Here is a 20,078-nt window from a genome sequence, read left to right as displayed (position 1 = left end):
GGTGGTGCGACCAGTGGCTTCCGGCTACCGAAATGGTTCCGCCAACCGTACGCACGCAGGGGCCGGGGTGGAATATTTCCGTCCGCTGCCGGTGGTGGGCATGACCTGGTGATCTTCGTGCGACGGCGGTGCAGAGGCCGGGAAATGGTTCAGGCCAATGATGGCCGTGGGGCCAGTGGGTTTGCAGTAACGCATGTGATTCGGCGGAGGAGTTCGTTAATTTGACGGGGCGTCAGGGGTCGATCAGCGACCCCCGCGCTTACTTGGGAGGTACCGTGATCAAGAAGATCTCGTCCCGCAAGCGCCACACCCTCGGCAGCGTCCTCGCCGCCGTCGGCCTCGCCGCGACCGCCCTCGTGGTGACGGCCCCCGCCGCGAGCGCCGGAGGCACCGGCTCGCTCGCGTGCAACCAGAACTGGTCCATCAGCTCCGGTCAGGGCTACGCCAACGGCCAGTGGTGCGACGGCAACACCCGGGTCTCGGGCACCGTCCACGACAACAACGCGGACGGCCGCTGCCCGTTCGTGCGCGGATACCTCTCGGGCGGCGGCTACCACGACAGCGCCTGGGCCGGCCCCAAGGGTGACTCCTCGCCGGTGAACCTCTACGCCCCTTCGGGCCAGACCTTCACTTCGCTGTCCATGAAGTACATCACCTGCTGAGTCGGACACAGACCGACACCGGCACGCGCACCCTCCCACTGCTTCGGGTGGTGGGAGGGTGCGCGTGCCGTCTTGAGGTTCGTCAGGCTCTGGCTTCCGGGGTGGTGGCCTGGTGGCGCGTGAACGGCGGGCCGTTCCTGTGGCGAACCTGCGGGCTTCCTCATGGGACCTTGAAGAACGCCTCCAGGCCGCCATTTTCGCTGGTCACCACCCTAGGCTCGGGGAACCGTCCTCCCCACTTCCCGCTGAGAGGTCCCCCAGGCATGAGCCGCAGCCGAACTCCCGGAATCCCGTCCCGCGTCGAGGCGCGACGGAAGAAGACGGTGCGCACGCGCATCGTGCTCTCCCTCACCGCGGCGGCCGCGGTGGTGGCGGTCGGGGTCGCGGTGGCCGACTCCGACGACGGCGCCGCACACGCCGGCGGACCGAAGTCCGGGGCGGCGGGCTCCGGTGGCGAGGAGGCGACGGCAACCCCCTCCGCCACCGCCCCCACGCTCACCGCCGACGCCGCGTCCGCGACCGGGGCACCGCCGTCCGCGACCCCCACCCCTAGGTGGCCATCGACCTAGGGGCAAACCATATCCACTGGAACAAGAACTTCAACTATGTGTGATTGGCCACCCTCCCCTGGCCCGAGCAGACCCATCCGTAGGTTACCATGACGTTCCTCTCCCCTCTCTAGACCGGAGGGGCACGCCCCGGAGGCCGCGGTCGTGGACGCGGGGTGGGGGGGCGCGCGCCGCACGTCCCCAGAGAATCCGCCGGTGCTCGCGGAGTCCTTGACCGGGGCCGGATCGCGCAGCAGCGCGTGGACGCGGCGGGCGCCGGCCGTCAGGTCCGCGAGCAGCTGGGCGGCCGCCGGGAGAGGGGTCAGCACCTCGAAGGAGGCCAGCGCGAGGAGGGGCAGGGCCACGGCCCACACGGGGGACGTCGAGCCGGCGCACAGGAGGGCCACGGCGATGGTGGTGGCGCCCTGTACGACGGTCAGGGCGGCGACGGAAACGGCGGACAGGAGCGCGGCTCCGCGGTCGTGGGCGCGGAGCCGGCGGGCGGTGGCGACGGCCCGGTCGGTCTCCCGGGCGGCCGCGCCGAAGACGGCGAGGTCTTCGGCGCCGTCCAGCAGGTCGACGGTGTGCACGGCGAGTTCCGCGCGGAGGTCGGCGCTGCGGCGGTCCGCACGGGCGGCGGCCAGGGCGGTGAGCGCGGGCAGGAGCACCCCGCCGGCAGCCAGGCCGAGGGCGAGGGCGAGGGCGGCGGCCGGGGAGACGAGTGCGGCACCGCTGATCACGGCGGCCGAGACGAGGACGGCGGACAGGGCGGGCAGCAGGACGCGCAGCAGGGCGTCCTGGACGAGGTCGACGTCGGCGACGAGCCGGGAGACGGTGTCGGCGTCCCGTACGGTGCGGGCGTCCTCGTGGGCGGGCCGCCGCGCGAGCGAGCCGAACACCCGCCGCCGCAGCCTGGCCACGGCGCGCAGCGCGGCGTCGTGCCCGGCGAGCCGCTCCCCGTACCGGAACAGCCCGCGGGTGACGGCGAGCGCCCGTACGGCGACGATGGCGACGGACAGGACCCCCATGGCGGGCTGCTCGGCGGCGCGGGCGATGAGCCAGGCGGCGAGCGTCATCAGGGCGACCCCGCCGAGATCGGCGGCCAGCGCGAGTGCGGCGGCGGGGGCGAGCGTGCGCAAGGGGCCGGCGGTGCGCAGCACGAGGAACAGCGCCTTGACGGGTCCCGCGGCCGGCGGGCCGGCCGGAGCTGCCGGCGGGGCGGTGGCGTTGGTCCGGCCGGGGGTCATCGGGGCACCTCGCGTTCCCTGAAGGTTCCTTCGGACACGTGGAATCGGCGGTCGGCGCCGTGCAGGAGTCGGGGGCGGTGGGCGACCACGAGGACCGTGCGGCCCGCGATCAGGCGTTCGCTCGCGGCCAGGACGGCCTCCTCGCTCTCCTTGTCGAGTCCGGCCGTCGGCTCGTCGAGCAGGACCAGGGGCGCGTCGCGCAGGAACGCCCGGGCGAGCGCCACGCGTTGGCGCTGGCCCGCGGAGAGTCCCGTACCGCGGGCGCCGAGGCGGGTCGCGTAGCCGTCGGGCAGCGCGCGGACGAAGCCGTCCGCGGCGGCGGCCCGGGCGGCCCGTTCGACCTCTTCGTCCGTGGCCCCGGGGTCTCCGAGCCTGATGTTGTCCGCGACGGTCCGGTCGAAGAGGTACGGCCGCTGCGGCACCCAGCCGATCGTGCGCCGCCAGTCGTCCCAGCCGTCCCGATCGAGTTCGGCGAGGTCCTGGCCGCCGGCGAGGATCCGGCCCTCGTCCGGCTGGACGAGTCCGAGGAGCAGCGCGAGGAGCGTCGACTTGCCTGCGCCGCTGGGGCCCGTGAGGGCGACCCGCTCCCCGGGGGCGATGACGAACGAGACGTCGGACAGGACCGGGCGGGGGCGTCCCGGCAGGTGGAGCGTGACCCCCTCGAAGCGGATGGGCCGGGCGGCCGGGGCGGTGCCTCCCGCAGCGGTCCGGCCCGCGGCCGCGGTGGAGGCGGAGACGGAGTCGGGCGCGGATGCGGGGGCGGAGGCGGAGGCGGATGCGGCGGTGTCCAGCTCGGCCAGCGCCTCCCTCGCCACGGTCATGCCCTCGGTCGCCGCGTGGAAGCGGTTGCCCAGGGAGCGCAGCGGGAGGTAGGCCTCGGGGGCCAGGAGCAGGACGGTCAGCGCCGTGGTGAGGTCCAGGGAGCCGCCCAGCAGGCGCAGGCCCACCGGGACCGCGATCAGGGCCACGGACAGGGTGGCGACCGTGTCGAGGACCAGCGTCGACAGGAACGCGATGCGCAGCGTGCCCATGGTGGCCTTGCGGTGCTGCTCGGCGACCTCGCCGACGATGGCCTCCTGGGCCTCCGCGCGGCCGAACGTGCGCAGGGTCGTCAGCCCGCGCAGGGCGTCCAGGAAGTGTCCGCCGAGCCGGGTGAGCGCCGCCCACTGACGTTCCGTGGCGTCCCTGGTGTGCAGGCCGACGAGCGCGCCGAAGACGGGGATGAGGGGGAGGGTGACGAGGAGGATCACCCCGCTGAGCGGGTCGTGGAGCGCCATCGTGACGACGATCGCGGTCGGTACGAGCGCGGCGGCGAGCATCTGCGGCAGGTAGCCGACGAGGTAGGGGTCGAGGGCGTCGAGGCCCCGGGTGACCAGGGTGCTGCTCTCGCCCGTGCGACGGTCACGGGCCTCGTAGGAGACCCTGCGCGCGGCCGCGGCCAACAGCCCCGTCCGCAGCCGGAGTTTGATCTCCGCGGCGGCCCGCTGGGCGGTGGTGGCCTGGAGCCAGCCGGCGATTCCGCGCAGGGCGACGGCCGCCGCGACCCACAGTGCGGGGGTGAGGGTCGGCCCGCCGGAGAAGGCCTCGCCCAGGAGCACGGCGAGGGCGAGGGCCTGCCCGATGACTCCGGTGGCGCCCAGGACGACCGCGGTGAGCACCAGCAGCCCGGCGGACCGGGTGCTTTCGGCCGCCCCGAGCAGGCGGCCGCGTACTTCCCGGTCGGTGAGCGGACGCGGCGAAGCCGCCGGGCCCTGGGCCCGGCGGCTTGCCTCTGCGCGGACGCGTCCCATCAGAAGTACGCCGGGGAACGGTCGTCGGCCTTGGCCCGGAAGGCCCACCACTGCATGGCCTGGAAGGCGAGCAGTACGGGGAAGACCAGCAGCACCACGGGGCCCACGACGCTGAGCGTGGACGGATCGGCGGCGGCCTCGGCGACCGAGATGTGCTCCGCGGAGCCCGCGCTGCTGACGATGACCTGCGGGTAGTGGGCGGCGGCGAGCAGCAGCACCGGGGACAGTGCGGCGAACCCGCTGACGACCGGCGCCTTCCAGCCCCCGCCGGCGATCAGCCGCGGCACCAGCCACAGCGACGCGACGGCCGCGGCGAGGACGAGCCCGGCGGAGACCGGGTTGAGCAGCCCGTCGCGGGAGGTGCCGAATGCGGTGGCCGTGATCGCGGTGAGCACGGCGAGGCCGGTCGCGGCGGGCGCCAGCTTCGCGGCGAACTCCGCGGCCCGTCCGGAGACCGGCCCTTCGGTGCGTACGGCGAGGAACACCGCGCCGTGCAGCGCGAAGACGGCGACGGCGGTCAGCGCGGACAGGATCGGCAGCGGCTGGAACAGCACGCCGAGGTCGACGTGGAGTTCACCGTCCACGACCGGCACCGCGCCGAGCAGGGCGCCGCCCAGCGCGCCCCACATGAGGGCGAGGACCACGCAGGCCACATGGGCGACGCCGTCCCAGCGGCGCCGCCAGCGGGCGCCGGACAGGCGGCGCCGGAACTGCACGGCGGCCTCCCGGACGAGCAGGCTCGCGACGGCGAAGACGATGACCGGGTACATCCCGGCGATGGCGGTGGACTCCAGGCCGGGGAACCCGCCGATCATGATGCCGCCCGCCGCGACCAGCCAGACCTCGTTGCCGAGGAAGAAGGGTCCGGTCGCCGCGGCGACCGTGTGCCGGTCGCGGTCGTCCTTGGCGAGCCAGCGGCCGATGATCCCGGTGCCGATGGTGATGCCGTCCAGGGCGAGGTAGCCCGCGACGAGCAGCCCCAGCAGCGCGTACCAGATGTTGTGCCACACGTTGAGACTCCCAGCGCTGTCAGAAGGTCGGGGCGGAGTTCTCGGAGACCCGTTCCGCGCCGGCGCCGGAGCCGGAAGCGACGGGCACGGACTTGTCGCCGGGGATGAGGCCCAGCTGCGCGCCGTCGGGGCCTCGCCGGGCGAAGCGCAGGAGCAGCGCCCAGTCGGCGAAGAGCAGGACGAGGACGAGGGTGCCGAAGACCAGCAGCGAGGTGAGGACGGTGCCGGAGGTGAGCCCCGGGGTGAGCGCGTCCTCGGTCTTGAGCACTCCGTAGACGGCCCAGGGCTGGCGGCCGACCTCGCGGAAGATCCAGCCGGAGATCATGGAGACGTACGGGAGGATCAGGCCCGCGGTCAGGAACCAGAGCAGCACCTTGCGGCGGATCAGGTTCCGTTTGATCATGAACGGGATGGCGAGGACCGCCACCAGCATCATGAACAGCGCCGGGATGATCATCACGAACTCGGCGGTCTGCGCGAAGCCCGGCGGGAAGTAGTTGTCGGGGCCGAACTTCTGGGTGAAGGTCTCCACCAGTGCCTGGGCCCGCTCGGAGCGCGTCCCGTACTTGGTCGGCGTCTGCTTGACCGAGTAGCCGATCTGGAGTCCGCCGAGCGCGGCGGTCGCCAGGACCAGGACCGGGATGGGCGGCAGGGCGAGCTTCATCGAGGACCAGAAGAACTTCTCGTGGCCGGTCTTCCTGCGCAGGTGCCAGGCGCTGACGGCGACGATGAAGAAGGATCCGGTGAGCAGCGCCGCGGCCACGATGTGGAGCGAGGCGGAGAAGGCGTTGGTGTTGGAGAGCAGGGCCCCGAAGTCGGTGAGGACCGCCTTGCCGTCCTTCATCTCGTAGCCGACGGGGTGCTGGAGGAATCCGTTGGCGGTGAGCACGAAGAAGATCGAGGAGTACGCGGTGAGCGCCACCAGCCACAGCATCAGGGTGTGCAGCTTGCGGCCCATCCGGTTCCAGCCGAAGATCCACAGGCCCAGGAAGGTCGACTCGGCGAAGAAGGCCACCAGGGTCTCGATCGCGAGCGGCGCGCCGAAGACGTTGCCGACGAAATGGGTCAGCCCGCTCCAGCTGAGCCCGAACTGGAACTCCATCACTATGCCGGTGCCGATGCCCAGCGCGTAGTTGATGACGTAGAGCTGCCCCCAGAAGCGGGTCTGCCTGCGGTGTTCTTCCTTGCCTGTGATCGCCCAGCGCGTCTGCATCACCACGAGGTAGGCCACCAGCCCGAGCGTCAGGGAGACGAACAGGAAGTGCGCGATTGCGGTGATGGCGAACTGGAGCCGTGCGAGTTCTAGCACGTCCACGGTGGTTCCCCTCGGTCGGCTGTGCAGCCGTCTGTCTGGTGGTCGCTGTGGTCAGGAGTGGTGGATAGGCGGCCTTTCCACTTCAGCCGAGGACGGTGGAGTACCGCTCGGTCCGCGGTGGAGGCGCGCTCGAGTCCGGGCGCGGTCGAGTCCGGGCGCGGGAGCCGGGGGCTGCGGCCGCCCGCCCTCATCGGGCGGCCGCAGCGCTTCTCGGGAGTGGCCGCAGGAACCGGTGGCCCGGCTCAGGAGTGGCTGGAGTAGGCGAGCTCGTCGTGCTCGATCGCCATCTCGTCCGTGTAGACGAGGTCGAGGTAGCGCTCTCCCCGGTCGGCCAGCAGCGTCAGGATCCGGCTGGGGCGCGGGAGCTCCGGCAGGAGCTCCTCGATGGCCGCGACCACGGAGCCGGAGGATCCGCCGGCGAAGATCGCCTCGTGCCTCAGCAGCCGGTGGCAGCCGTGGATGGCGGCCGCGTCGTCGATGTGCACGACCTGGTCGATCTCGCCGGGGGTGAGGAGTTCGGGGACCCGGCTGGAGCCGACTCCCGGGAGCATCCGCGGGCCCGGCGGAGTGCCGAAGATGACCGAGCCGACGGCGTCGACGGCCACCACCTTCAGGGCCGGCCATTCGCGGCGCAGTCCGCGGGCGAGGCCGTGCAGGGTGCCGGTGGTGCTGACGGCGGCGACGAGGACGTCCACGGGTTCCGGGCAGTCCTCGATGACCTCGCGCGCGGTGGTGACCGCGTGCGTCTCCCAGTTGAGCTCGTTGGCGTACTGGTTGATCCAGACGGCGTCCGAGTCGTCGGCCAGCAGGTCCTGCACCCGGGCCAGCCGGGTGTGCAGGTAGCCGCCCGCGTGGTCGGGCTCGCTGACCATCTCGATCTCGGCGCCGTACTGGCGCAGGATGCGCAGGTTGGTGCGGGAGGCGTTGGGGTCGACGACGGCCGTGAACCGCAGTCCGTAGCGGACGGCCACCATGGCCAGCGCGACGCCGAAGTTGCCCGAGGTGCTCTCGACGATCCGGGTGCCGCGGCGGATCATGCCGTCCCGGATGCCGCGTTCGACGATGTAGCGCGCCGAGCGGTCCTTGACGCTGCCGCCCGGGTTGAGCATTTCCAGCTTGGCCAGCACTTCGATGCCGTGCTGCGGGAAGAGTCGGCCGAGCCGGACCAGCGGGGTGGCGCCGATGCAGTCGGTGATGGAGTTGTGGATCACGCCGGCTCCCGGGGTGCGGAGGAGTGGTCGGGTGCGGTAATTCCGAAGAGGCCGCGGCAGAACTCGAGTCCGTGGATCTCGGTCGGCACCTCGGCGGCCGCGCTCAGCTCCCACTGGTCGCGGGTGAGGCGCCAGCGGGTGAGCACCGTGGGCTTGCCCTGGCGCTCGGTGAGTTCGATGCCGTCCGGCTGGTAGCCGTACTTCTTGTTGACGGCGATGGCGGCGGCGCCGTCCTCGTAGACGGCCGAGGTGGCGTGTCCGGCGCCCAGGCCCTCGAAGGCCAGGCGCAGTACCGCCGCGCGCATCTCGGTGCCCAGGCCCTGGCCTTGGTGTCCGCGGGCCAGCCAGCTCTCGGAGGCGACCTCCCGCAGCTGGGGGAAGCGCCGGGCCTGGAGGCCCTGGACGCCGACGGGCCGGCCGTCGAGGAAGACGGCGAGGCCGAGGTTCCAGTAGTCGGGACGGCTGAGCGCGAGCCCCTTCCATAGGTATTGCAGGACGCGGCCGGCGACGACCTGCTGGGGCGCGTCGCTCCAGCCGCCCTGGAAGGGCACGGTGCCGCGGTCGTGGATGCCCTGCTCGGCGACGAGTTCGGCGAGTGCGCGCAGGTCGCTCTCGTCGGGTACCCGGAACTCCAGCCTCGGGGTGGTCAGCCGCAGCCGGAGCTGCGGAATCCAGGCCGCGATCGCCGTACGGTCGTGTCCGGGCTTGCTCCCCGGCGTGGTCTCAGGAGTGTTCTCTGCCATGAGGCGATGCTCCGCAGGCGGTCTCAACGGGCGGTGGAAGACGTCTCGACAGTCGGACGGTCGGCCACCGGCCGGTCGGTTGGGGGCTGGACGGGCACGGGCTGTACGGGTATGGACCGCAGGGCGGGCTTCCGGTCCCGCGCGCCCCGGCTGAGCCGGAGGACTCCGACCACCAGGCCGGTCAGGATGACGACGGGCCAGAGCGCGTCGGGGAGGGCCCCGACCACTCCGCCCAGGCCCAGCAGGAGGAGGGCTCCGGCACGCAGCCGGCGGATCCGGGCCGGCCCCTTGAAGGGCACGGCCACCAGCGCGGCGGCGGCGATGACCAGCGCACCGGCGACCGGGCCGAGACCCCCCAGCCCGGACACGGCGTCGCCGACCGAGCCGTGTACGGCGGCCAGCGGCGGCACGGTCCAGAAGTAGCCGAGGCCGATGATCGCGAGCACTCCACCGGCCTGCGAGGCCCGTCCGTACCGGCTCTTGCGCATACCCCGCTCGGCGAGGTCGACGGCGTTGAACGGGCCGTACAGCACCGGCCGGAAGCCGAGCGCCAGTGTCGGCAGGGCGGCCAGCTCGAGGCCGCCGTAGCCGATCAGCCCCGCGATCAGCACGGAGAGCTCGGTGTAGAGCGCGACGCCCAGCGCGGGCCCGTCCGGCAGCACGCCGATCGGGTAGATCAGCATCGGCAGCAGCAGCAGCGCACCGCCGGGCCAGCCCGACAGCCCGCGTGAAATGCCCTTGGTGAGCCGGGGCTTGAGCAGGGCGAGGGCGACCGTGAAGGCGACGGCGATGCCGACCGCGGTGGTGACCGCGACCAGGTTCTCGCCGGTGCTCCGCTCGGGAACCTTGGTGGTGATCAGATGGGTGAGGGCCAGGGCCCCCGCGAGGACGCGGACGATCCGGCCTCCCGGGCCCGCGTCCCGGCCCAGGACGGTCGCGGCCCCGCGGGCGGTCCGCGCCCCGGAGGAGGCGGCAGCCATCAGAGCTCCACCCGTACGCCGTAGCTGCGCAGCCAGTCGTTGAGGCCGAGCAGCATCTCGACGTTGGCGCGGGCGACCCAGGCGCGCATGCCGCTGTCGAGCACGGACGGGTCCTCGATGAGGGCCTTGATGCCCGCGGCGTTGGCGAGCGGTGCGGCCGGCGCGGCCGGGTCGGCGAGCAGCGCCGCCATGCCCTCGCACAGGGCGTGGCCGTAGGCCGGGTCCTGGGTGACCGGGTAGGGGCTCTTGGCGCGGTTGATGACGTCTTCCGGGAGCAGGTCGGCGACGGAGGCGCGCAGCAGGGACTTCTCGCGGCCGTCGAAGCTCTTGAGCGCCCACGGCACGTTGTACGCGTACTGCACCAGCCGCCAGTCGCAGAACGGCATCCGGGTGCCGAGATCGGAGGCGGCGCCGAGGGACTCGTCGTGGCTGAGCAGGGTCTCCAGCCAGCGGGTGAGGTGGAAGTAGGTGATCTCCCGCATCCGCAGGGTCTGGCCCTCCTCGCCTTCGAGGCGCGGGACCTCGGCCATGCTGGCGGCGTAGGCGTCGCCGCAGTAGCCGTTGAGGTCGAGCGTCTCCAGCAGGGCCGGGTCCAGGAGGTCGCCGCCGAGGCCGTGCCTGCCGCCGCCGAAGCGGGCCATGGCCACCCACGGGAGGGTCGGCGCTTCGACGAGTTCCTTGTTGTGGACCCAGGCGAAGCCGCCGAAGACGGCGTCGGCGATCTCGCCGGAGAGCACCGCGCCGACGTGCTCGCGGACGGCGCCGGTGAGCAGGTACAGCGAGGTGTTCATGTTGCCGAGCGGGCTCGGCACGTCCTTGGCGCGCAGGACGGCGGCCCGGACGGCCGGGTCGATGATGTCCGCGGTGTCGAGCACCAGGTCGGTGTGCTCGGCGCCGAGGTGGCGGACGACGGACTGGACGAACGGCGCGTCGGGGCTGCCCCAGATCTCGTCCTCCTTGAACTCCCCGGCGTCGCCGAAGGAGACCGTGAAGGTGCGGACCGGGCCCTCGCCGCGCTCGGCGAGCGCCTCGTGGGCGAGCGCGGTGACCGCGCTGGAGTCGATGCCGCCGGAGAGCAGGACGCCGGGGACGGCGCCCGCGCCGAGGTTGCGGCGGACCGAGTCGGACAGCAGCTTGCGGATGTGGGCGATGGTCTGCGCCTGGTCGTGCGGGTGCTCTTCGGCGGTGAGCTGCCAGTAGCGGTACGAGGTCTCGCCCTTGCTGCCCAGGCGCAGCACGTGGGCGGCCGGAACCTGGTGGAAGCCCTTGAGGATGCCGTGGCCGGCGGTGCCCGCGTACGAGAACAGCTCGCGCAGGCCGTCGGCGTCGATGACCGGCTCGACTCCGGGGTGCGCGAGGATCGCCTTGCGCTCGGTGCCGAACAGCACGCCGCTGCCGTGGCGGTAGTAGAACAGCTGCTGGTTGCCCATGCGGTCGCGGGCCACCACCAGTTCGGCGGTGCGCGCGTCCCACACGACGACGGCGAAGGCGCCGTCGAGGTGCTCGGCGAAACGCTCGCCCCATCGCAGGTACGCGCGGCCGGCGAGCTCCGCGTCGGTCGAGGGCCCGGTCACGCCGAGCTCGGCCCGCAGCAGCTCGGGCTCCAGCAAAACGCCGGTGACGGCGGCGGTGACCACCGTGCGTCCGTCTTCTTCGAACACCCAGGGCTGGTCCGGGGCGCCGTTTCCGGCGACGTCGGACCAGCGGGTGCCGATCGCGGCGGTCTCGGACACCCAGAGGCGCTCCCCGAGCGGGCCGCGCTGGGCGAGGGCCGCGGTCATGGCGACCAGGGTCGGCCGTTCCCGCCGCAGGTCGCGCTCGTAGTCGATCCATCCTGCTATTCCGGACACCGCAGGGACTCCCTTCGACAGTGGAGCCACAGGCTGACCGGGCCACCTCAAGTTTCCCTGGACAGCCTCTCCAGCAGCGGCGCCGACCATCCGTAGAGCCGGATCCGTACCAGGCCCCGGCTTGCGAACCTGAAGGGAGAGCTGCCGTGGGCAAGGAGCCCGAGGAGCTGACGGACGTCCTGATCGTGGGCGGAGGGATCACCGGACTGAGCTGTGCGCTGTTCCTCCGGCACCACGGGGTGCGGGCCGTGCTGGTGGAACGGCACGCCTCGACCTCGATCCACCCCCGGGCCTGGGGGTGGTACCCGCGGACCCTGGAGGCGTTCAGGTCCGCGGGCGCCGAGGAGGCGGTGCTGGAGGCCGCCGCGGGGTACGCGGGGCACCGGCGCCAGGCGACCGTGGAGTCGCTGCGGGGCAAGGAGCTGAAGGCGGTGATGCTGCCGGAGCCCGGCGACCTGAGCTCCCTGACCCCGTCCCGGCAGATCTCGCTGGGCCAGGACCGCATGGAGCCGCTGGTGCGCGAGGCGGCGGACCGGGCCGGCGCGGATCTGCGCTTCGGGACCGAGCTGGTCTCCTTCGACCGGCCCGAGGGGCCCGGGGGGCCGGTCGTCGCGACGCTGAAGGACCGCGCGACGGACGAGGTGCGCCAGCTGCGGGCCCGTTGGCTGGTGGCCGCGGACGGCGCGCGCAGCCCGGTCCGCGAGGCGCTGGGGATCGGGCGCACCGGCCGCGGCACCCTCCAGCACCAGGTGAGCATCCTGTTCCGCGCCGACCTCGAAGGACCGCTGGACGGACGCCGGTTCTCCATCTGCCAGATCGAGAACGAGGAGCTGAGCGGGGCCGTCCTGGGCCACGACGACACCCTCGGACGCGGCACCCTGATCCTCCAGTACCACCCGGAGGAGGGGGCGACGCCGGACGATTTCACCACCGAGGAGAGCGTGCGGCTGGTCCGTTCCGCGATCGGCGACCCGACGGCCGACGTCGAGATCATCGGCGTGCTGCCCTGGGAGCTGGCGGCCCTGTCGGCCGAACGGTTCAGGGACGGCTCCGCGTTCCTGATCGGGGACTCCGCGCACGTCATCCCGCCGATCGGCGGCTACGGCGCCAACACCGGTGTCCACGACGCGCACAACCTGGCGTGGAAGCTGGCGGCGGTGCTGCGCGGCGAGGCCGGCGAGGGCCTGCTGGACACGTACGACGCCGAGCGCCGGCCCGTCGCGGAGGCGACGATCGCGCAGGCGCAGCTCCGGCTGATGGTGCGCTCCGGGCGGGCGACGGAGGAGCAGCGCAAGGCCACCGTGGAGGTGCTGGCGGTGATGCTCGGACACTCCTATCCGTCGGTGGCGCCCGAGGCGGGTCTGCCGCAGTTCCGGGAGCCGGAGAAGCTGAGCGGTGAGCCCGGCACCCGGGCCCCGCACGTGCCGGTGCTGTTGCGCGGGGGCGGCGAGGGGGGCGAGGACCGCAACGGTTCGGTGCTGGACGTGTACGGCTCCTCGTTCGTCCTGCTCATCGGATCGGACGGCACCGACTGGCGGGCGGCCGCCGCGGAGGCTTCGGAGCGGACCGGGGTGCGGCTGGTCACGGCCGGCTTCGGCACGGAGCTGGAGGACCTCTCCGAGCGCGGCTGGTACGAGCGGTACGCGGTGACGGCGGACGGGGCGGTGCTGGTGCGCCCCGACGGGTTCGTGGCCTGGCGCTCGTCCGGCGCCCCCGAGCGGGCGCAGGACCGCGCGCAGGCCGTGGCGCAGGCGCTGGCGACCGCGGTGGTGCGGGCCGGCTGAGGCCGGCGGGAGACGGCAGTGGGGCCGCTGATCCGAAGGGATCAGCGGCCCCACTCGTCGTACCCGGCTTGTCGTACCCGCTTGTCGTACCCGGGTCCTAGGTCACGTTGAAGTTGGCCATCATCGCCATGTCCTCGTGTTCGAGGTTGTGACAGTGGAAGACGAACTTGCCGGTGTAGTCGTCGAAGCGGACGAGGACGCTGAGCTTCTCGTTCGGCTGCATCCGTGCCGTGTCCTTCCAGCCGACGTCCTCCGGCTGGACCGTGGTCGAGCTTCCGCGCTTCCAGACCTGGAAGGGCGACAGGTGCAGGTGGATCGGGTGGTGCGTGGTGGAGGTGAACTCCCAGATCTCGATGTCCCCGCGCTTCACATCGGCCCAGCTGCGGTCGGTGCTGAACGGGAAACCGTTGATCTTGTAGACGTTCTGGGAGTCACGGGCGAGCTGGAAGGACCGGGTGCGCACGGCCTTCGTCGGGTCGAGCCGCTGGATGGTGGAGAGCGTCGCGGGGACGCTCGTGGTGTCGGTGATCTTGGCGCCGACGACGAACTGCATGATCTCGTCGGTACCGCTCTCGCCCAGGCTGTTCTTCAGGGTGACCTTGGTGCCCGGCGCGTACTTGGCGAAGTCGACGATCACGTCGAAGCGCTCGCCGGGGACCATGTAGATCGAGTCCATCTGCTGCGGCTTGTCGAGCAGACCGCCGTCGCTGCCGATCAGGGTGAACGAGTCGGAGCCGGAGGGCTCCGGGCTCAGCTTGACGCGGTAGCGGCGGGAGTTGGAGCCGTTGAGCAGCCGCAGCCGGTACCGGGCGCCCTGGACGTCCAGCTTCGGCCACGGCACGCCGTTGACGAGCATGACGTCGCCGGTCATGCCGTTGTGCGCGGAGCCGGTGACGCCCGGGGTGGTCTTGAGCGTCGGGTCGATGGACGGGTAGGACAGCGAGCCGTCCGCGTTGAACGCCCTGTCCATGATCATGACGGGGAGGTCGCGGGCGCCCTTGGGCAGCGGCAGCGCCTCCTCCTCGTCGTCCCGGACTATGTAGAAGCCGGCCAGGCCGCGCCAGACCTGCGGTCCCGTGAAGTCCATCCGGTGGTCGTGGTACCAGAGGGTGGAGGCCCGCTGGGCGTTCGGGTACGTGTAGTCCCGGTTGCCGTTGGCGGTCGTGCCCTCCATCGCCATGCCGGCCGCCGCGTGGTGGCCGCTGCCGCCCGTCTTCGCGGCCCAGCCCGCGGTGGGCAGGATGAAGTCGGTCGGATAGCCGTCGCTCTCGGCGGGCGTCTTCCCGCCGTGCAGGTGGGTGACGATGGGCACCGGCAGGTCGTTCTTGGTCCGCACCACGGCGGTACGGCCCTTGCGGACGCTGAAGGTCGGCCCCGGGAAGGTTCCGTTGTAGCTGAAGATCGGCGTCTGCACACCGGGAAGGATCTCCGCGGTGGTGGCGTACGCCCGGACGTCGAAGTAGTCGGTGGTGCCGACCGACGAGGTCGGCTGGATCACCTGGGGCGTCTTGAACGGCAGGGTGAAGTGGGCGGGTATCGCCGCCGCCGCCGCGGACTTGAGGTTCGCTGCCTCGCCGTTCTTGCCGTCCGAGTTGTCCCGGCCGATGACGAAGGGGAGCGCAAGTCCGGTGGAGGTGACGCCGACGGCGCCCAGGAACCCGCGTCGTGAGAGAGGAGTCATGGACCTTCCTATTCGATGACGGTGAGAGAGCGGTCCAGCGTGGTCAGGAGCCGGTTGCCGCCCGAGTCGACGACGAAGGGGTCCTCTACGTGGACTCCGCCGAGGCCGAACTCGTAGTAGGGCGTCTCGGAGTTGACGACGGTTCCCTCCTCGATCACGTCCGTGTTGCCGGGCGTGATGAGGACGGGTTCGTAGATCTCCACGCCGATGCCGTGCCCGACGTGCTGCCTGCGGTAGTGCGGCACCCCGGCCGCGCGGACGGCGTCGACGGTGAGGTCGAACAGCTCCCCGCCGGTCATCCCGGGCTTGGCGCCCTCCAGGGCCGCCTGCTCTCCGGCCAGCATGGCCGCGTAGACGGAGACCAGCCGCGCCGAGGGCTCGCCGAAGCTGAAGGTGCGCGCGATGTCGGACCAGTAGCCGCGGTGCGTGCAGCCGACGTCGAACCAGATGGACTCGCCCCGGCGCAGCGGGGCATCGGACGGTCGGGTCTGGCCCAGGACGGCCTCCCTGCCGAACTTGATCAGGGTGAAGCGGGGGCGGCCGCCCGCACGGGCCACCGCCGTCTCGAACTCCCTGACCATATCCCGCTCGGTGACGCCCTCCGCGGCGATGGCGACGGCCGCCCGGATGCCCGCCTCCGAGGCCGCCGCGGATTCGGCGATCCGCAGCAGCTCGGACTCGGTCTTGACCTTGCGCACCTGCTGGAGCAGGGCGCCGGCCGGGCGGACCGTGCTGCCCGGCAGCTCCTCGGCGAGCCGGTCGAGGAAGCCGAGCGGCGCGGCGTTCTCGTCGATCCCGATCCGGGCCTTGGCCAGGCCCGCCCCGGTGAGGATGCCCACGAGGGCGGCCAGGGCGTTCGGCGGCGGTTCGGCGTCGTGCCCGACCTCCTTGAACCGCGTTTCCCGGTCGGTGAGTTCGATGCCGTCCGGCAGTTCCCGGAAGAAGGTGCCGTAGCCGACGACCCCGCTGAGGGCGGTCGTCGCGTCGAGGAACTGGTCCACGTCGCTGCGCGAGCTGGCGTAGTACGGCGCGTCCGGGCGCTCGCGCGTCACCACGGCGAGCGCCCTGCTGCTGTACGGGTGGTTCTGGCCGCCGACGCTGGAGATCCCGGTCAGGTACAGCACGTTCTCGGCGGACGTCGCGACGAGCACGTCGAGCCCGGCCTCGTCCATGTGGCGGGCGAGGCGTTCCGAGCGCGAGGTCACAGCGCCAGCCTCACCCGGTAGTGGTCCAGCCAGTTGTTGAGCTGGAGCATCATCTCGATGTCCGCGCGGGCCATCCGGTCCTTGGTGAGCCGCTCCAGGCTGGACGCGATCGCGGCGGCCGCCTCGACGTCCATGATCTGGCGCACCGGCGCCTGCGGGTCGGCGAGCACCGCCTTGATCGCGCGCTGGAGCCCGGCGGGGTAGTCGGGGTGGTTGGAGACCGGGGACGCGCTGCGGTGCCGGTCGAGGACCGACTCGGGCATCAGGTCGGCGACGGCCGCCCGCAGGATGCCCTTCTCGATGCCGCGGCGGTTGTGCATCTCGTTGGGGATGTTGTACGCGTACTGCACCAGCTCGGGGTGGTTGATCGGCGTGCGGAGCTGGAGGCCGGCGGCGGAGTACGAGCCCGCGTCGATGCCGAACCGGGTGTTCATGAGGTAGGCCACGCGCCGCATGTGGCGCTGCCACTCGTCCTCTTCCGGCAGGTACTCGACCTCGGAGACGGCGGTCGCGTAGACGTCCTTGTAGTACGTCTGGAAGTCGAGCGCGGCCAGCGCCTCCTGGTTGAACAGCCCGGTGCCGAAGCCGTTGGCGGCGCCGTGCTTCTGGGCGAGCGCGACCCACGGGAAGGTGCCGGACAGCACGAGGTCCTTGTGCGTGTACCAGGTGGCGCCCTGGAAGTACTTGTCGCCGCCGTAGCCGGCGAAGACGACCTTGCAGCCCTCCTGCGCGGCGCGCTGCACCGTCAGGTACTGGGCGGTGTCCATGTCGTACTGGCGGGTCGGGAAGTCCTTCGACTTCAGCATGCCCAGCCGGACGATCGGGTCGAGGATGTCGCCGGTGTCGAGCTCGACGAGGGTGTGGTTCGCGCCGATGTGGCCGGCGACCTCCTCGGCGAACGGGGTGTCGTGCGTGCTGCGCATGACATCGGCCTGGAAGTCGCTGCGCTGGAAGCCGATGGTGAAGGTGCGCAGCGCGCCCTTGCCGGCGCGGGACAGCGAATCGGCCGCGAGGCCGGCGACGGCGGAGGAGTCGATGCCGCCGGAGAGCATCACCAGCAGCTGCGAGGGGTCGTCGGTGAGGTTGTCCTCGACGCTGCGCGTGAGGATCTCGCGGACCTTGGCGACCGTGGTGTCGTAGTCGTCGGTGTGCGGCTGGGTGCTGATGCCCCAGAACTTGCCGCGCTGCCAGCCGCCGCGCCCGTAGCGGGCGATCTCGGCGGCGCCGATCCGGTCGAAGCCGGAGAAGATGCCGCCGTGCGGCAGGGCCTGGGAGACCGCCTCGCGCAGACCGGCCGCGTCGACGACCGGGTCCACCTCGGGGTGGGCCAGGAGCACCTTGCGCTCGGAGCCGAACACCACGCCGGTGGCGGTGCGGGTCCAGTACAGCGGCTGGCCGCCGAGGTGGTCGCGGGAGAGGACCACTTCCTCGGTGCGGCCGTCCCAGATCGCCACCGCCCAGGAGCCGTTCAGGCGCGCCAGGAAGTCCGCGCCCCACTCCCGGTAGGCGTACGCCACCAGGGCGGCGGGGCCGGTGTCGGCGGGCAGCGTGACGCCGGCCGTGGCCAGCTCCGCGCGGATCGCCCCGGTGCCGGTCGGCCAGCCCGTGACGACGGAGACGATCTCATGCTCGCCCGCGCGCACGACGTACGGCTGCTCGTCCTTCACGCCGTCCACGGTGAGCAGGCGGGCGCCGAGCGCGGCGTGCTGCCCGACCCACACCGCCTCGCCGTCCGGGCCGCGCTGCGCCAGCGTGGAGGCAAGCGCCGTGGCAACCGGCCGGTGCCTGCGCAGGTCCCTGTCGAAGTCGATCCAGCCAACGAGACCGGACACGTTGCCACCTCTCCTCATGTGTCGGTTTTGGTACGGGCAGCATCCGGCGGCGCAGTCGCGCCGCGACCGCGCGGCACTGGAGGGACGGTCGATCGCGCAGGTCGCGGGCGGGGCCCGAACGATCCTCGAGCGGTCTTGGGTGCCCGGACCCGAGAGTGCGCCGACGCGTGCACGACCCGTGGCCCGCGCCCCGTACACCCGTACGCCCGTACGCCCGTACCCAGAGGAGGGTGAATCCGTGACCGGACCCCCGACAGGCGCGAACAGCGCTGTGCCGCGCAGCTCCTGGCTCGCGCTCGGCGCGGTGCTGCTCGCAGGATTCCTGCACACCTTCGACATGACCGTGGTCAGCATCGCGGCGCCCTCCATCCAGGACGGGCTCGGCGCCTCGGACTCGGCCGTGCAGTGGATGCTCGCCGGATACAGCCTGGCCTTCGCGCTCGTGCTGGTCACCGCGGGCCGGCTCGGCGACTCCTACGGGCGGCGGCCGCTGGTGCTGTGGGGGATCGTCGCCTTCACCGCGGCCTCCGCGCTGTGCGCGGCGGCCCCGGGCACCGGCACGCTCATCGCGGCCCGTGTGGTGCAGGGGTTCTCGGCGGCGCTCCTCGCCCCGCAGATCGCCCCGGTGATCATGCTGCTGTTCCCGAAGGAGCGGCGCGGCCCGGCCTTCGGGGTGCAGGCCGCCGTCATCGCGGCGGCGACCTGTGGCGGTCCCGTGGCGGGCGGACTCCTCGCGCACGCGGACCTGTTCGGCCTCGGCTGGCGCGCGGTGTTCCTCGTCAACCTGCCCATCGGCGCGCTCGCGCTGGTGCTCGCGGCGCGCTGGCTGCCCGTGGAGCGGGCGGCGAAGGGGGCGCAGCTGGATCTGGCGGGAGTGGCGGTGGCCACCGCCGGTCTGCTGCTGCTGCTGGTCCCGCTGGTGCAGGGGCGTGAGATCGGCTGGCCGCTGTGGCTGATCCCGCTGTTCGTCGCGGGCGCGGTGCTGCTGGGGCTGCTGGCGCCGTTGCAGCGGCGGGCGCAGCGGGCCGGGCGGACGCCGCTGCTCGCGCCCGAGCTGTTCCGGGGGCGGGCGTTCCCGGCCGGTGCGGCGGTGAACTTCCTGGTGATGGGCGCGGTCGCGTCCTTCTTCCTGGTGTTCGTGGTGCACCTGCAGGACGGGCTCGGCTTCAGCGCGAAGGAGGCGGGCTTCACGCTGCTGCCGTTCGCGCTGTCCGCGGCCGTCGCCTCCGGGGCCTCGGTCCCGCTGACCGGGAAACTGGGCCGGCCCATGCTGGAGGCCGGCGCGCTGCTGCTGGCCTCGGGCACGGGGGTGCTGCTCTGGCTGACCGTCACCCGGGGCACGGAGCTGCGCCCGCTGCACATCCTGCCGGGCCTCGTCCTGTGCGGCGTGGGCATGGGCCTGCTGAGCCCTCCGCTGTACAACATCACCCTGTCCGCGATGTCCCGCGGCGGGATCGGCTCGGCGAGCGGGGTGTTCTCCACGTTCGGCCAGGTCGGCAGCGCCACCGGGGTCGCGCTCGTGGGCACGGTCTTCTACGGGATCGCGGGCGGGGCCGGGTACTCGCAGGCCGCGATCGCCTGGGCGCTGGCCGGCCAGTTGGTCATGTACGTCCTGGCCCTGGCCCTCCTGCGGTTCGCGCTCCCCCGCCCCCGCGCGGCCGAGCCGGACCTGGCCGCGGGCGAGTCCTCGCAGCGCCCCGCGGAGCCGAAGGAGAGCGCCTTGCGGTAGTCCCGCCCGGCCCCGCGGGGCGCGCGGGAAGGCGCGTGCCGGTCGTCCTCACGACCGGCACGCGCCTCTTTCGTTGCTCCGCTACGCCCCTGCCGGGACCCCGTCGCGGCTCGAGAACTGCACCACCGTGGTCAGCAGGCTGCGCTGGAAGGTCGCCACGAAGCCCTCCGGCGTGTCCGTCTCCCTCGGGCGGCTCAGGTACGGCTTGATCTTGGCCTCGAAATCGCGCACGCCGGGCTGCGTCGCCATGTGGCGGGCGACCGCGTCCAGCTCGCCCGTGTACTCGATGACGCGCACCAGCGTGTCCTCGCGGAGGAAGACCGCCGTCGCCAGCAGCGTGCCGGCCTGCTGCCCCGACTCGTCCCTGACCTGGCTGCTCCTCACCCGCTTGAAGTCCTGGAAGATCGCCGTGAGCTCCTTCTCGTAGCCCGGCTCGATGTCGTACGTGATCGCCGCGAATGCCATCGCAAGGTCCTCCGCTGTCGTGGGTC

Annotated in this window: 16 protein-coding genes; 4 read left to right on the top strand and 12 right to left on the bottom strand. The window is 72.5% G+C overall.

The window, feature by feature from the left end:
* Positions 1-275 precede the first annotated feature (275 nt).
* Both DRB96_RS06865 and DRB96_RS06860 read left to right on the top strand, forming a co-directional pair.
* Entirely contained in the window at positions 276-662 is a 387-nt protein-coding gene (locus DRB96_RS06865; RefSeq protein WP_112447617.1) for a hypothetical protein, read from the top strand.
* Between the two features lie 263 nt (positions 663-925).
* Positions 926-1,231 (top strand): hypothetical protein, encoded by a 306-nt coding sequence (locus tag DRB96_RS06860; protein WP_162689055.1) that lies wholly within the window; start codon positions 926-928, stop codon positions 1,229-1,231.
* Here DRB96_RS06860 and DRB96_RS06855 read toward each other — a convergent pair.
* From DRB96_RS06855 to asnB, 8 genes are all read right to left on the bottom strand, one after another.
* A complete protein-coding gene (locus DRB96_RS06855) occupies positions 1,228-2,457 on the bottom strand; it encodes an ABC transporter transmembrane domain-containing protein (RefSeq protein WP_112447615.1) in 1,230 nt (409 codons plus the stop codon). The two genes, DRB96_RS06860 and DRB96_RS06855, sit on opposite strands and share 4 nt — an antisense overlap.
* A complete protein-coding gene (cydD, locus tag DRB96_RS06850; protein ID WP_112447614.1) occupies positions 2,454-4,247 on the bottom strand; it encodes a thiol reductant ABC exporter subunit CydD in 1,794 nt (597 codons plus the stop codon). The genes DRB96_RS06855 and cydD overlap by 4 nt, the downstream gene beginning before the upstream one ends.
* Positions 4,247-5,257 carry a cytochrome d ubiquinol oxidase subunit II gene (gene cydB, locus DRB96_RS06845; protein WP_112447613.1) on the bottom strand — a complete coding sequence of 337 codons (1,011 nt, stop codon included), beginning with the start codon at positions 5,255-5,257 and terminating at the stop codon, positions 4,247-4,249. The genes cydD and cydB overlap by 1 nt, the downstream gene beginning before the upstream one ends.
* Positions 5,258-5,276: 19 nt before the next feature.
* Entirely contained in the window at positions 5,277-6,572 is a 1,296-nt protein-coding gene (locus tag DRB96_RS06840) for a cytochrome ubiquinol oxidase subunit I (RefSeq protein ID WP_112447612.1), read from the bottom strand.
* Positions 6,573-6,814: 242 nt separating this feature from the next.
* Positions 6,815-7,783, bottom strand: a complete 969-nt coding sequence (gene sbnA / locus DRB96_RS06835; protein ID WP_112447611.1) for a 2,3-diaminopropionate biosynthesis protein SbnA — start codon at positions 7,781-7,783, stop codon at positions 6,815-6,817.
* Positions 7,780-8,526 carry a GNAT family protein gene (locus tag DRB96_RS06830; protein WP_112447610.1) on the bottom strand — a complete coding sequence of 249 codons (747 nt, stop codon included), beginning with the start codon at positions 8,524-8,526 and terminating at the stop codon, positions 7,780-7,782. Before DRB96_RS06830 ends, sbnA begins: the two co-directional genes overlap by 4 nt.
* A gap of 23 nt (positions 8,527-8,549) precedes the next feature.
* Positions 8,550-9,506, bottom strand: coding sequence for a DUF6410 domain-containing protein (locus tag DRB96_RS06825; RefSeq protein WP_112447609.1), 957 nt, complete (start codon positions 9,504-9,506; stop codon positions 8,550-8,552).
* A complete protein-coding gene (asnB, locus tag DRB96_RS06820) occupies positions 9,506-11,356 on the bottom strand; it encodes an asparagine synthase (glutamine-hydrolyzing) (protein ID WP_112447608.1) in 1,851 nt (616 codons plus the stop codon). The genes DRB96_RS06825 and asnB overlap by 1 nt, the downstream gene beginning before the upstream one ends.
* A gap of 146 nt (positions 11,357-11,502) precedes the next feature.
* On the opposite strand from asnB, the gene DRB96_RS45840 reads away from it, so the two are divergent.
* A complete protein-coding gene (locus tag DRB96_RS45840) occupies positions 11,503-13,140 on the top strand; it encodes an FAD-dependent oxidoreductase (protein WP_162688487.1) in 1,638 nt (545 codons plus the stop codon).
* A gap of 97 nt (positions 13,141-13,237) precedes the next feature.
* Here the strand turns inward: DRB96_RS45840 and DRB96_RS06810 are convergent, their stop codons facing one another.
* From DRB96_RS06810 to DRB96_RS06800, 3 genes are read right to left on the bottom strand one after another with little or no spacing between them, the layout of a single operon-like run.
* Positions 13,238-14,821 carry a multicopper oxidase family protein gene (locus DRB96_RS06810; RefSeq protein ID WP_112447606.1) on the bottom strand — a complete coding sequence of 528 codons (1,584 nt, stop codon included), beginning with the start codon at positions 14,819-14,821 and terminating at the stop codon, positions 13,238-13,240.
* 8 nt (positions 14,822-14,829) lie between these two features.
* Complete coding sequence (locus tag DRB96_RS06805) at positions 14,830-16,026, bottom strand: Xaa-Pro peptidase family protein (protein ID WP_239516040.1); 1,197 nt, start codon at positions 16,024-16,026, stop codon at positions 14,830-14,832.
* Positions 16,023-17,858, bottom strand: a complete 1,836-nt coding sequence (locus DRB96_RS06800) for an asparagine synthase-related protein (protein WP_112447605.1) — start codon at positions 17,856-17,858, stop codon at positions 16,023-16,025. Before DRB96_RS06800 ends, DRB96_RS06805 begins: the two co-directional genes overlap by 4 nt.
* A gap of 238 nt (positions 17,859-18,096) precedes the next feature.
* Here DRB96_RS06800 and DRB96_RS06795 point away from each other — a divergent pair, with 238 nt between their 5' ends.
* On the top strand, positions 18,097-19,587 hold the full coding sequence (locus DRB96_RS06795) for an MFS transporter (protein ID WP_162688488.1): 1,491 nt from the start codon (positions 18,097-18,099) through the stop codon (positions 19,585-19,587).
* 81 nt (positions 19,588-19,668) lie between these two features.
* Here the strand turns inward: DRB96_RS06795 and DRB96_RS06790 are convergent, their stop codons facing one another.
* Positions 19,669-20,052: a SchA/CurD-like domain-containing protein gene (locus DRB96_RS06790; RefSeq protein WP_112447603.1), complete on the bottom strand. Its 384-nt coding sequence runs from the start codon at positions 20,050-20,052 to the stop codon at positions 19,669-19,671.
* Positions 20,053-20,078: the final 26 nt, after the last annotated feature.

The sequence above is a fragment of the Streptomyces sp. ICC1 genome (assembly GCF_003287935.1).
GTDB classification, from domain to species: Bacteria; Actinomycetota; Actinomycetes; order Streptomycetales; family Streptomycetaceae; genus Streptomyces; species Streptomyces tritrimontium.
Note: the sequence above shows the minus strand (reverse complement) of the source record. Positions and strands in the feature narration are given on the sequence as shown.

Coding starts and splice junctions, on each gene's coding strand:
- DRB96_RS06855 (WP_112447615.1), bottom strand. CDS start 2,457: ATGACCCCCGGCCGGACCAACGCCACCGCCCCGCCGGCAGCTCCGGCC.
- DRB96_RS06825 (WP_112447609.1), bottom strand. CDS start 9,506: ATGGCTGCCGCCTCCTCCGGGGCGCGGACCGCCCGCGGGGCCGCGACC.
- DRB96_RS06810 (WP_112447606.1), bottom strand. CDS start 14,821: ATGACTCCTCTCTCACGACGCGGGTTCCTGGGCGCCGTCGGCGTCACC.
- DRB96_RS06830 (WP_112447610.1), bottom strand. CDS start 8,526: ATGGCAGAGAACACTCCTGAGACCACGCCGGGGAGCAAGCCCGGACAC.
- DRB96_RS06860 (WP_162689055.1), top strand. CDS start 926: ATGAGCCGCAGCCGAACTCCCGGAATCCCGTCCCGCGTCGAGGCGCGA.
- cydD (WP_112447614.1), bottom strand. CDS start 4,247: ATGGGACGCGTCCGCGCAGAGGCAAGCCGCCGGGCCCAGGGCCCGGCG.
- DRB96_RS06790 (WP_112447603.1), bottom strand. CDS start 20,052: ATGGCATTCGCGGCGATCACGTACGACATCGAGCCGGGCTACGAGAAG.